Origin of the sequence: uncultured Caldilinea sp. (assembly GCF_937128415.1) — a bacterium.
In the GTDB taxonomy this organism is placed as follows: Bacteria; Chloroflexota; Anaerolineae; order Caldilineales; family Caldilineaceae; genus Caldilinea.
Genome location: NZ_CAKZMJ010000057.1, coordinates 1 through 12,500, shown reverse-complemented (window position 1 = coordinate 12,500; position 12,500 = coordinate 1). Strand labels below are relative to the sequence as shown.

At 63.3% G+C, this 12,500-nt stretch carries 9 protein-coding genes and 1 pseudogene (1 of these 10 running past the window's edge); 2 read left to right on the top strand and 8 right to left on the bottom strand.

Features of this window, described 5'->3' with window-relative positions; genetic code table 11:
• Positions 1 to 1,568 carry the 5' portion of an indolepyruvate/phenylpyruvate decarboxylase gene (ipdC, locus tag Q0367_RS08825; RefSeq protein WP_298981686.1) on the bottom strand. 49 nt of this gene lie to the left of the window's left edge, so only the first 1,568 of its 1,617 coding nucleotides appear in the window; the start codon lies at positions 1,566 to 1,568; its stop codon lies off the left edge, out of view.
• A gap of 275 nt (positions 1,569 to 1,843) precedes the next feature.
• Here ipdC and Q0367_RS08820 point away from each other — a divergent pair, with 275 nt between their 5' ends.
• Positions 1,844 to 3,031, top strand: a complete 1,188-nt coding sequence (locus Q0367_RS08820) for an acyl-CoA dehydrogenase family protein (RefSeq protein WP_298981684.1) — start codon at positions 1,844 to 1,846, stop codon at positions 3,029 to 3,031.
• 11 nt (positions 3,032 to 3,042) lie between these two features.
• On the opposite strand, the gene Q0367_RS08815 is transcribed toward Q0367_RS08820, so the two are convergent.
• Positions 3,043 to 4,191, bottom strand: coding sequence for a CaiB/BaiF CoA-transferase family protein (locus tag Q0367_RS08815; protein ID WP_298981682.1), 1,149 nt, complete (start codon positions 4,189 to 4,191; stop codon positions 3,043 to 3,045).
• A gap of 280 nt (positions 4,192 to 4,471) precedes the next feature.
• Here Q0367_RS08815 and Q0367_RS08810 point away from each other — a divergent pair, with 280 nt between their 5' ends.
• Positions 4,472 to 5,584, top strand: coding sequence for a winged helix DNA-binding domain-containing protein (locus Q0367_RS08810; protein WP_298981680.1), 1,113 nt, complete (start codon positions 4,472 to 4,474; stop codon positions 5,582 to 5,584).
• 392 nt (positions 5,585 to 5,976) lie between these two features.
• On the opposite strand, the gene Q0367_RS08805 is transcribed toward Q0367_RS08810, so the two are convergent.
• The 6 genes and pseudogenes from Q0367_RS08805 to Q0367_RS08780 all read right to left on the bottom strand — a co-directional run.
• The gene (locus Q0367_RS08805; RefSeq protein WP_298981678.1) at positions 5,977 to 6,522 is read right to left on the bottom strand and encodes a YceI family protein; all 546 of its coding nucleotides are present in this window, start codon (positions 6,520 to 6,522) and stop codon (positions 5,977 to 5,979) included.
• 375 nt (positions 6,523 to 6,897) lie between these two features.
• Positions 6,898 to 7,791, bottom strand: coding sequence for a S1C family serine protease (locus Q0367_RS08800; RefSeq protein WP_298981675.1), 894 nt, complete (start codon positions 7,789 to 7,791; stop codon positions 6,898 to 6,900).
• A 120-nt stretch (positions 7,792 to 7,911) separates the two neighbouring features.
• Entirely contained in the window at positions 7,912 to 8,658 is a 747-nt protein-coding gene (gene gpmA, locus Q0367_RS08795; RefSeq protein WP_298981673.1) for a 2,3-diphosphoglycerate-dependent phosphoglycerate mutase, read from the bottom strand.
• 165 nt (positions 8,659 to 8,823) lie between these two features.
• A complete protein-coding gene (locus Q0367_RS08790; protein ID WP_298981671.1) occupies positions 8,824 to 10,266 on the bottom strand; it encodes a LutB/LldF family L-lactate oxidation iron-sulfur protein in 1,443 nt (480 codons plus the stop codon).
• Between the two features lie 73 nt (positions 10,267 to 10,339).
• Complete coding sequence (rny, locus tag Q0367_RS08785) at positions 10,340 to 11,908, bottom strand: ribonuclease Y (protein ID WP_297635335.1); 1,569 nt, start codon at positions 11,906 to 11,908, stop codon at positions 10,340 to 10,342.
• Positions 11,909 to 12,201: 293 nt separating this feature from the next.
• Positions 12,202 to 12,500 (bottom strand): annotated as a pseudogene (locus tag Q0367_RS08780) (DNA recombination/repair protein RecA); the annotation flags it as partial.

Sequence of the window (12,500 nt, the reverse complement as noted above, 5' to 3'; positions counted from 1 at the left end):
GGCGAGACGGCGCCCGGCGCCAGCATGATTTCAATGAGAACAAAGCGCCCACGCGTCCGCGCCGCCAGCTCAAGCGCCTGCGCCAGCTCTGCACGCGTCGTCACGCGCACGCCTACGCCCCCCAACCCCTCCGCCAGCGCGGCAAAGCGCCAGTCGTCCAGCTCGTTGAAACGGCTCTCCGGCTGAAAGACGCGCAACATCTCCCAGCTTCGATTGTTGAAGAGCAACACGATCGGATCCCAACCATAGCGCCGACAATTGCCGAGCTCCCACCCCGTCATCTGGAAAGCGCCGTCCCCCACCAGCACCAGCGGACGACGGCCCGTGGCGACCTGCACGCCCAACCCTGCCGGGACGCCGTAGCCCATCGTGGCGTAGTAGCCGGGCGCCACCAGCTCGGTGTTGTCCATCTCCAGCGCCGTAAAAAGACAATCGCCCATGTCCGACGCCAGCGGCAGCCGACCGTGCACAGCGAAGAAGTCGTTCACGGCGCAGGCAATGTCGATCGGCTGAATCGGCTGATCGTCGCGAGGCAGGCCATGGGGATAGGAGCGTGGGGAGGACGCAGCGGCGGCCAGCGGCGAGGCGTGCAGGAGCAACCCATCGACGAACGCCTCTAAAGAGATATGGGGATAGACATGATGCCCCAGCGTGACTGCGCCATTTTCAGCGTGGATGGCGCGGCGCAGGTTCAGCCGTTTGCCGGAGACGCCAAAATTGGTGTCAGACACGATCACGCCGAGCAGCAGCAAGGCGTCGGACTCTTCCACCAGCTGCGTGATTGCTGGGTCGCCCGCCACGCCGAGATAGGTTCCCAACACCGGCGCTGACGAGTTGGCCAGCAGCCCCCGCCCCAGGAACGAAGTGACGACCGGAATGCCCAGGCGCTGCGCCAATCGATCCACCTTCGCCTCCAGTCCGAAGCGGCGCACCTCGACCCCAACCATCAACACAGGCGATTTCGCCTCGCGCAGCCGCTGCAACACCTCTGCGACGCAGGCCTGCACCGCCTCGGGGTCGCTGGGGTCGGCCTCGAAGGGGGTCACCGGCGCACAGGGCTCAAAGACGGCGCTGCGCGGGAGCTCGAAATAGACAGGCCGCGATTCGGTGACGCAGCGGTGCAGCACGCGTGCAATGGCTGCGGGCGCAGTGCGCGGATCATCGAGCTGCGCCTGGTCGCATGTGATCTCGCGATAGATCTGCAGCTGCGAGTCGAGCGATTTGACCTGATGATGGAGCAGCAGCCCGCGGCTCGACTCGGCGCGGCCAGGGGCGCCGGAGATCACGACCAACGGAACTTTTTCGGCGTAGGAGGCCGCCACGGCGTTGACCATGTTGAGCGCGCCCGCGCCGTAGGTGACGGCGGCTGCAGCCGGCGCCGAACGCAGCCGCGCCGCCGCATCGGCGGCAAAGCCGACCCCAGGCTCGTGGCTCAGCGTATAGAGCGGCAGAATGCCGGCGTTTTCGACCACCTTGAAGAACGGCAGGGCGAAATCGCCAGGGATTCCGAACAGCTCGCGCACGCCGTGCCGGTGCAACGCATCGAGGAGCGCTTCGGCAAGATTCATGGCGATGACCTCCTGAAAGGTGAAAAAAGAAGTCTCGGATGAAAGGCTATCGATGGGCGATCCGGTTGTTGCAATCCTGCGTTCTGCGGCGAATCATAACACTGCCGGAGCGTTCGGCCAATCGCTGCGGTTCATCGCCTGAAGACGCTCAAAGAGCGATGCTGTTTCCTTGACAAAAAACGCCTCTGATCCTATTCTCCATTCCAGGCAAACCTGGACGCACTGCGTCCCATGGTTGAATTCGTTGACCGCCAACACCCGAAAGAGATCCTCCCATGAATTATCTCGACGCCATCCGCGCCTTTGTTCAGGAGCGCCTGTATCCGCTTGAGCCGATTCTGCTGCAGCAGGGCTTCGACGCCGTTGCGCCGCAGCTCGACGCGCTGCGTGAGGAAGTCAAAGCCATGGGGCTGTGGGCGCCTCATCTGCCTCCCGAATACGGCGGCATGGGGCTGACGTTGCGCGACTTTGCCCGCGTCAGCGAAGAGCTGGGGCGCAGCCCGCTCGGCCACTATGTCTTCAACTGCGCTGCGCCCGACATCGGCAACATGGAGCTGCTCCTGGCCCACGGAACGCCGGAGCAAAAGGAGCGCTGGCTGCGGCCGCTGGCGGAAGGCAAGATGCGTAGTTGTTTCGCCATGACGGAGCCGGAGCACGCCGGCTCCAACCCGGTGTGGATGAGCACAACCGCGCGGCGCGAGGGCGACGAGTACGTGATCGACGGGCATAAGTGGTTCACCACGGCGGCGGAGGGAGCCGCCTTCGCCGTCGTGATGGCGATCACCAACCCGGAGGCGGACAAACCCCATCGTCGCGCCAGCCAGATTATCGCGCCGCTGGATGCGCCCGGCTTTGTCCTGGTGCGCAACATCTCGCTGATGGGCGAGCGCGGAAGCGGCTGGCTCAGCCACGGCGAGGTGCGCTTTGAAGGATGCCGCGTGCCGGTCAGCAATCGCATCGGCGCGGAGGGCGAAGGCTTTGCGCTGGCGCAGGAGCGGCTGGGGCCCGGTCGCATTCACCACTGCATGCGCTGGATCGGCATCTGCGAGCGCGCCTTCGACCTGATGTGTCGCTACGCCGTCCGCCGCGAGCTGGCGCCGGGCCGCCCGATCGCCGCCCAGCAGGTGGTTCAGCACTGGATCGCCGAAAGCCGCGCCGAGATCGACGCCGCCCGGCTGCTCGTGCTCGACGCCGCGGCGCGCATCGACAGCGTCGGGGCTTCGGCGGCGCGCATCGAAATCTCCACGATCAAGTTTTTCGTCGCCAACGTGCTGCAGCGCGTGCTCGACCGCGCCATCCAGGTGCACGGCGGCCTGGGCGTCACCGACGATGTCGTGCTCGCCTTCTGGTGGCGGCATGAACGCGCCGCCCGCATCTATGACGGCGCCGATGAGGTGCATAAGGACGTCGTAGCGCGGCATGTGCTGCGACAATACGGATTCGACGCCCGTCGCCGCGAATGAAAACGTCTGATTTATTCGATCGCGCCAACTTCGCGCAGATGTTCGATCTCCGCCTCGCCAAATCCCCAGGCGCGCAGCACTTTCTCCGTGTCCGCGCCTGGCTCCGGCGGCGGGGCGGGAGATGCAGCCGGCGTGCGGCTGAGGCGCGGCGCAGGCGCCGGCTGCACGATGCCGTCGACCTCTACGAACGTTTGCCGCGCCTGATTGTGCGGATGCAGGGGCGCTTCGTCCAGGTCGAGCACGGGCGCAACGCAGGCGTCCGTGCCTTCCAACAGGGCGCACCATTCATCGCGCGTGCGCATGCGAAAGAAAGCGGCGAGCTTTGCGCGTTGCTGCGGCCAGGCGGAGGGGTCAAACTGATCGGCGAGTTCGGGGTCATCGACGCCGAGCTTCTCGAGAAACAAGGCATAGAAATGCGGCTCAATCGGGCCGACGGCGACAAACTTGCCGTCGCTGCATTCATAGGTCCCGTAGAAAAAAGCGCCGCCGTCGAGCAAATTGGCCTGGCGTTGGTTGCTCCACAGGCCGGCTGCCTTGACGCCGTAGATCATCGTCATCAAATACGCGGCGCCGTCGGTCATGGCCGCGTCGACGACCTGTCCCTGCCCGGAGCGTTGCGCCTCCCACAGCGCCGCCATCATGCCCCAGGCCAGCATCAGGGCGCCGCCGCCAAAGTCGCCGACCAGATTGAGCGGCGGCAGCGGCTGCTCTGTCGTCCCAATGGCGTGCAGCGCGCCGCTCAACGCAATGTAGTTGATGTCGTGGCCGGCGGCGTGCGCGAGCGGCCCTGTCTGTCCCCACCCGGTCATGCGGCCGTAGACCAGCTTCGGATTGCGCGCCAGACAGACCTCCGGCCCCAATCCTAGTCGCTCCATGACGCCGGGGCGAAAGCCTTCGATCAGCGCGTCGGCCTGTTCGATCAGGCGCAGCGCAGCCTCGCGACCCGCCGGTCGTTTGATGTCGAGCGCCACGCTCAGCCGCCCCCGGCTGAGGACGTCGAACGGGCCAAGGTTCAGGGGGCTGAGCGGACGTCGCATTGCGGCTTTGCGCTCGATGCGCACCACCGTAGCGCCCATGTCGGCGAACAGCATGGCGGCGAACGGCCCCGGCCCAATGCCGGCGAATTCAATCAGCTTGAGATCATGGAGTGGACCGGTCATTCCTCATTTCCCCTACAAGTTGAAGCTGCGGGCAAAGCAAGGAAAAAGTATAGCATATGGGGGACGTCGGCGCGCTGCGCCGCCCTGAAGTGAGACCGAACGAAACCAGGGGATGCAGTGGAACCGACCTTGGCGCACTCTCTGCTGGACCGAAACCCGGCGAAAAGGACGACAACCCGGCGAAAAGGACGACGTCCTCCACCGAATTCGCCCAAATTTCTTCCATGATATACACTGAAGCCAGCACAAATGTTCTTTTCATGAATCAGACACTCATCCTATGCAGCAGACGCCTGCACCCGTTGATATTCAACAACTGCGCTGGTTCCGCATCCGTCGTTCCGGCCTGTTCGCCCCCTTTCCTAACGCCGGGTTGGCCGCCGAGGTCTTAGGCGGCATTCAGGCGCAGATTCACCCTTCGGCGGGTCTGGCGCTGTTCAACCGCACGCCCAACCTGACTTATGCACGCTACGAAGCGCTGCTCTATGAGGAGCGCTCGCTGGTGAAATTGTGGGGGCAGCGCGGAACGCTGCACATCTACGCAACCGGGGATTGGCCGCTGATTTGCGCAATGCTGGCCGGAAGCAAGAGCTGGTGGGCGCGCGCCGCCGAAAAGGCGGAGACGTATGACGCCTACATGGAGCTGGTTCGTCAGGCAGAGGCGCTCCTTCGTCAAAAAGGCGTGATGGGACGCTCCGATCTGCGCGCCTCCGGCCTCTTCAACGATGAAGAGCATCTTTCGCCGTGGGGCGGCGTCTTCGCCGACCTGGTGCGCCGGGGCCATGCCTGTCATGCTGCGCGCAGCGGCGAAGGCTTGTTCGCCCATCGCGCGTTCTGGCGCCCCGACCTGCGCTGGGAGCCGCCGGAACCCGACGCCGCCAACGTGGAAATGGCGCGTCGTTATCTGCGCGCCTACGGCCCTGCGACGTTTCAGGATTACGCACATTGGCGCGGAGCGGAGCGTCAACGTGCACGGCGCTGGTGGGCGGCGCTCGAACCTGAACTGGCGCAGGTGAGCGTGAATGGGCAAGCGATGCACCTCTTGCGCGAAGACCTGGAGGAGTTCACCAGGACGACTGAGCCGCCATTCTGCTCTTTGCACATGCTTCATCGCTTCGATCCCCTCCTGCTGGCGCACAAGGACAAAAGCTGGATCGTTCCGGCGGCGCACTATAAGCGGGTCTTTCGCAGCGCCGGCCACATCGAAGGCGTCGTGCTCGATGCAGGCGTCGCCGTCGCCACCTGGCGCTATGCGCGCAAAGGGGATGCGTTGCGCATCACACTGGAGCCTTTCAACCCGCTGCCGGCGCGTCTGCATGCTTTGATCCAACAGCGTTCGCTGGCAATTGCGACTTTCTTCGGATTGACGCAAGCGGAGGTTGAAGGGATATAACCCTCGCACCGATAAGAAATCTTGGGGAAAAGGGGAACGCCAGAGGTTGCGGCTCTCAGCCGCACGCTCTCGATGGAGGCCCTCACCCCCCGGCCCCCTCTCCCGATGCTGGGAGAGGGGGAGAAGGGAACGTCGTAGGTGCGGCTCTCAGCCGCACGTCCTCAATGACCCGCAAGGTCTCGAGAAATCCAAGGAAGCGCTGCTGCGAGCCGCACCTACGAAAAATACCCTGGGCTCATCGTAGGTGCGGCTCTCAGCCGCACGTTCTCGATGGGTGCGGGGTGCGGCCCTCACCCCCCGGCCCCCTCTCCCAGCATTGGGAGAGGGGGAGAAGGGAACGCCGTGGCGCAGCTCGCAGCCGCACGTCCTCAACGACCCGCAAGGTCTTACCGTTATGCAGCCACCTTCTCCTGCTCAGCCACCTGGATCAGCTCCAGCTCAATGTCGATGCGCACCTCTTTGCCGACCAGCCAGCCGCCGGTCTCCAGCGCAGCGTTCCAGGTCAGGCCCCAATCCTCCCGATTGATAGTCGTGGAAGCGCTAAAACCGTAGCTGATCGAACCCCAGGGGCTTTTGGCGCTGCCGTTGTAGGTGACATCGAGCGTCACAGGGCGAGTCACCCCGCGGATGGTCAGATCTCCGTGCAGTTTGGCGGTGTTCTCTCCCGTGAGCTCGACGGACGTGCTCTTAAAGGTGATCTTCGGGTAATTTTCTACGTCCAGGAAATCCGCCGAGCGCAAGTGGCCGTCGCGCTGCGCATCTTTGGTGTTGATGCTCGCTGCATCAATCCAAACGTCAACGGTGGTGTTGGCCGGATTCTCGACGTCGAGGGCGATGGTCCCTCCCCACTTTTCAAAGACGCCGCGCACGCGCGACACCATCATATGGCGGACGGTGAATTGAATTTCGGAATGAGCGCTGTCGATCTGAAATGGCATAATGCAACTCCTTTCTCCTTGTAAAAACCTCTTTGTGAAAAAAAGACGCCCCGGCAAGACGTTTGCCTTTGCTCAACATGCAGGAAATTTAATTTAACATTAAACGAATTTCTGTTGGGAAACATCCAAAATGCTCACCATGGTGAATGCAAGCAGGAACGAACTGTGGATTCCACAACGATTCACCCAAAACTTCACGGCTCGCCAAAGAGCCTACGGCCGGGAGCCGCAGCTACGACATAGCCAGATGATTTCGTCAAAAAAATAAGGAGCTTCCCGGGAAGAACGGCGTCGACCCAAAAAAGAAGGGGTCGCTTTTGAGCGACCTCTTGCAGAACAGAAAAGGTTTAGGAGGACAAAATCTTCGTCTACAGCCTATTTTTGCCCGATGGCGACGTTTTTCTCCTGAAGCGCGCCAGCGCGGACAAAGCGCACGGGAACCGTCTTGCCAACGCGCTCGCCGGTCAACAGCGCCTGCAATTCCTCCAGGCGTTGCACGGCGACGCCGTCGAGCGTCACCAACACATCACCCTGCAGCAGCCCCGCCTGCGCCGCCGGTCCGCCCGCCTCCACCGACATCACCATCAACCCGGTCTGCTGACCGAGCGACGCTTGCAGCGCAGCGTCCAACGGCACAGCTTGCAGGCCAACGCCCAGGTACCCGCGCGGCATGCGCCCATGTTTGAGAATCGTCTCCACACTGCGGGCCACGGTCTGCGTCGGGATGGCGACGCTGGCGCCGCGCACCAGAGCCGAAGTGTTCACGCCGGCGATGCGGCCGTCCATGGTCAGCAGGGCGCCGCCGGAAAAACCCGGATACATCACCACGTCGGTCTGGAGATAGTGATCGATCTCGCTGCCTGCACCCGTGCGCCAGGGGCCGCCCAGCGCGCTGACGACGCCGAGCGTCGCCTGCACAGAGCGGCCAGGCCGCGCCGTCGCCAGCACGAGGTGGCCAACGCGCAGTTCATCGGCGTTGACCCAGGTCGCCGGATTCAGCGCCTCCTGCGTCACGCGCAGAACCGCCAGGTCGGCGCCGGGGTCTCGACCGATCAGCGTGGCTTCGACCGACCGTCCGTCCGGCAAACCGACGCGCAGGTGCTCGTTGCGCTCGACGACATGGTGCGCAGTGACGATTACGCCGTCGGCTGTGTAAACGACGCCGCTGGCCGACAGTCGGCTGCGCCCTTCGACGCGCACGAGGCTCTGACCTGCGCGCTCCACCAGAGCCGCCAGCGCATCGGAAAAGGTTTGCAGTGTCTCTGACATAGTTTGCTCCTTAGTTGGGGAAATTTCCTGCTTTCGTCGCATTCACTATGTCACACATCTCGATGCGCTGCATCCCCCAAAAGGGGAGGGCCGACCTGGCAATTCAGGCAGGCGACGACCTCATCTGGCCTTGCCCTGCGCAGCGACGGCGGCGGCGGCTTTGGCGATCTCTTCAGGGTCGCCCAGATAGTAACTTTTGATGGGCTTGAGCGCGTCGTCCAGCTCATACACCAGCGGGACGCCGGTGGGAATGTTGAGCTTGATGATCGCCTCCTCGCTCATATTGTCGAGATATTTAACCAAGGCGCGCAGGCTGTTGCCGTGCGCAGCGATGATGACCCGTTTGCCCGACTTGATGACCGGCGCGATCTCTGCGTTCCAGTAGGGAAGCACGCGCGCCACCGTATCTTTCAGCGACTCGGTGAGCGGCAGCTGTTCCTTGCTCAGACCGGCGTAGCGACGATCATGGCCGGGATAGCGCTCATCGTCCGGAGTGAGCGCCGGCGGCGGCACGTCGTAGCTGCGTCGCCAGATCAGCACCTGCTCCTCTCCGTATTTGGCCGCCATCTCCGACTTGTTCAACCCCTGCAGCGCGCCGTAGTGTCGCTCGTTGAGCTGCCAGGCCTTGAAGGTCGGAATCCACATCAGGTCGAGCACATCCTGCACATACCAGAGCGTGCGAATGGCGCGCTTCAGCACCGAGGTGAAGGCGACGTCGAAGGTGTAGCCCTCGCTGCGCAACACCTCGCCGGCGCGCTGCGCCTCCTCGCGGCCGCGCTCGGACAGATCGACGTCCGTCCAGCCGGTGAAGCGATTCTCTTTGTTCCAGGTGCTCTCGCCGTGACGAAGCAACACAACTTTGTACATTTTGCATTCCTTTCTTTTGACTTTGCATTTCCAGTCGGCTGAGACGCCAAACCAGGCGTCGTTCTATTTCAAGTGATGCGATTTTTCACCGCCAAAGCGCAGAGAGGCAGCGAGCGTTTTGCGCTGCCTTCTCTGGGCCCTCCGGCGCATCGGTCTTCTCCGAGTTCATGGGCCGATCACCTTGCGCCCTTTCAGCCGCTCTCGCCACTGCTCGCGAAAGCTGCGTCCGGCAAGCGGTGGAAAGTCTCGCCGTTTCGTCCATGCAGAGAGCGGGCCGGGCATCGATTTGACCGTCCCGCCGTTGAGGGCGGCGAAAAGACGGGTGCCCAGGCTGCCCAGTTTACCGGCTGCCTCGTAGCGGCTTGGGTTCTGCATCATCTGCAGGAACGCCTGCATGGCGGTGCGGTCGAAGAACGAAGCTCTGCCCTCCTCCACTACGTCGCGGCGCAACTCCACCAACATGCGCGGCAGATCGATCTTGACGGGGCAGGCCTCTCGACACGCGCCGCAGAGCGTGCTGGCGTAGGGCAGCTTGTCGACGTCGGTCACTTCGATGTGGAGGCTGGGGCTGATCACGGCGCCGATCGGTCCGCTGTAGGTGCTGCCGTAGGCGTGGCCGCCGATCTCCCGATAGACGGGGCAGACGTTGAGGCACGCGCCGCAGCGGATGCAGCAGAGGGCCTCGCCGTAGCCTTTGGCCAGCATATCGATGCGACCGTTGTCGACCAGCACCAGATGGAATTCTTCTGGGCCATCCACATCGCCCGGTCTGCGGGGGCCGCTCGTCATCGAGAGATAGACGCTGCACTGCTGGCCGGTGGCGCTGCGACAGAGCGCCTGATATTGCAAGAAGGCGTCCTCGACCGTGGGCACGAGTTTCTCGATCCCCATCACAACGACATAAACGCGCGGCAGGGTCGAGGTCATGCGCCCGTTGCCTTCGTTGGTGACGATGCAGCAGGTGCCGGTCTCGGCGATGGCGAAATTGCAGCCGCTGATCCCCATGTCGGCGCTGAGAAACTCTCGACGCAAGGCGGCGCGCGCGGCGCTGCAGATCACCTGCGGGTCGAGCGTCGGCGGCATGTCCAGCTCGCGTTGAAAGATGTCGGAGATGTCTTCGATGCGGCGGTGAATGACAGGGGCGATGATGTGGCTGGGCGGCTCGCCGGCGAGTTGGATGATGAACTCCCCCAGGTCGGTCTCGACGACCTTCATACCGGCGGCCTGGAGCGCCTGGTTGAGATGCACCTCCTCGGTCGCCATCGACTTGGCCTTGACGACCTTCTGGACGTTGGCTCTGCGCGCAATCTCAACGACGATGCGCTGCACGTCGATGGCTTCCTTCGCCCAGTGCACATGGCCGCCGTTGGCGGTGACGTTCGTCTCCAACTGCTCCAGCAGGTCGGGCAGGTGGCGAAGGACGTATTCTTTCATCTGGCGCACCTGGTCGCGCAGGCACCGCCCGTCGACGGCGTTCATCGCCGCCGCGCGCTGTCCGGCCATGCGCCCGGTGGAGCGCTCCAACGCCACGCGCAGATGGGCGTTGTTCAGTGCGCTCTTCACGCGCGTCTCATAGGGCAGCGTGAGATCGATGGTGGAAGTCGCCACGAACACCCCTCCATGCGATTGACCGGATGCGCTCCAGGATGGAAAGCGCATCCGGCTCACGGAAATTCAACGTCTACTTGGCGTATTCAACCGCCCGCGTCTCGCGCACGACCGTGACGCGGATCTGACCGGGATATTGTAGATTGTCTTCGATCTTCTTGGCAATGTCCCGGCTGAGTTGGATGGCGGCCAGATCGTCGATCTCCTCCGGTCGCACCAGCACGCGAATTTCCCGGCCCGCCTGGATGGCGTAGGTCTGGATGACGCCTTTGAAGCTGTTGCCGATCTCCTCGAGTTCGGTCACGCGCTTGATGTACGTTTCGAGCGATTCGCGGCGCGCGCCGGGCCGTGCGCCGGAAATGGCGTCGGCTGCGGCCACGATCACCGCCTCGATCGATTCCGGCTCCACCTCGCCGTGATGGGAGGCGATGGCGTTCACCACCACTTCCGGGACGTTGTAGCGCCGCGCGATCTCGGCGCCCACGATGGCGTGCGGTCCGTCGATCTCGTGGCTGACCGCCTTGCCGATATCGTGGAGCAGGCCGCCCATCTTCGCCACCTTGACATTCGCATGCAGCTCGGCCGCGATCACGCCCGCCAGTTTAGCAGTCTCGATGGCGTGCGCCAGTTGGTTTTGGCCGTAGCTGGTGCGGAACTTCAGACGCCCCAGAATCTTCTGCAGCTCGCGATGCAGGCCGGAGACGCCCGCCTCCAGCATCGCCTGCTCGCCTGCTTCGACGACGATGCGTTCGATCTCCTGTTGCGCTTTTTCCACCTCTTTCTCGATGCGGGCGGGATGGATGCGCCCGTCGGAGACCAGTTTGCTGAGCGCCATGCGCGCCACCTCGCGGCGGATGGGGTCGAAGCTGCTGATGATGATGGCCTCGGGCGTGTCGTCGACCACCAGGTCCACCCCCAATGCCTGTTCGATGGCGCGAATGTTGCGGCCCTGGCGCCCGATGATGCGTCCTTTCATCTCATCGGAGGGCAGGTCGACGGTGCTGACGGCGAATTCGCTGACGTGGTCGCTGGCGATGCGTTCGATGGCCAGGGTGATGATCTCGCGCGCGCGACGGTCCGCCTCTTCGGCGGCCTGCGCCTCCACCTCGCGAATCTTGCGCGCCATCTCCTGCCGCGTCTGTTGCTCCACCCGTTCGAGCAGCACCTTCTGCGCCTCCTCAACCGTCATGTGGGCCACGCGTTGCAGCTCGTTCAGCCATTCCTCTTCGGCGCTGGCGAGCCGCGCCTCGCGCTCGTTGCAACGCTGTTCACGCTGCGCCAGCTTGCGTTCGCGGTTCTCGATCTGCTGAAGGCGCTTTTCGGCGGTGTCCAGCCGATTTTGCAGGCGCTCTTCGATCTTCTCCAGTTCTGCGCGACGTCGCTGCGCTTCTGCGTCCATCTCCTTGCGGCGTTGCACTTCCTCTTCTTTGATCGCCAACTGCGTCTGTCGAGCCGCCGCTTCCGCTTCGGCGATGATGCGCGCCGCATGTTCTTCGGCGCCTTGTCGTAGGGCGTCCTGGCGCTCCTTTTCTGCTTTTACGCCGGCTTCCCTTCCTCTGGAGTAGGCCAGGTAGCCGGCGAGGCCTGCGCCGAGCAGAGTAAAGAGGAGCACCAGGGTGATCGTCAGAATAACGCTATCCATAGAGCGATGACCTCACCAGTGTGATAAATTGTTCACATCCATCTGCCAGGTCGACCGTCGCTTCACATTGTTGCGATGAAGCGCGATCCCCCCTTGCTAAAAACGCAACTGCGCTGCAGCCAACGCTACAGCGCAGTTGGTGCAACCGACCTGTTCGGTTCCGACGGTCGGCTGAATAAGATTGCGTTGAATCGTGTGACAGCTGGTTCCTTTCCGCCGCAGCGCTAGAGAAAACTTGAACAAACTCTATCGCGCCAGGCAGGCCAGCCATGTTTAGGAGCGCTCGCCCATGGCTATCCGCTGTTTGCATTTTGTACAGGGACGCTTCGTTGGGGCAGCCCGGCCTTGGCGCGGATCAGCGCATCGATCTCCATTGCCACTGCGGGGTGTTGGCGCAAGTATTCCTTGGCCGCTTCACGGCCCTGCCCAATCAGCTCATCGTTGTAGCGATAGAAAGCGCCGCGCTTGCTTAGAATGTCCAGTGCAACGCCGAGATCGACCAGATCGCCGACCGTGCTGATGCCTTCGTTGTACATGATGTCGAACTCGGCGGTGCGGAAAGGCGGCGCCACCTTGTTCTTCTTCACCGTCA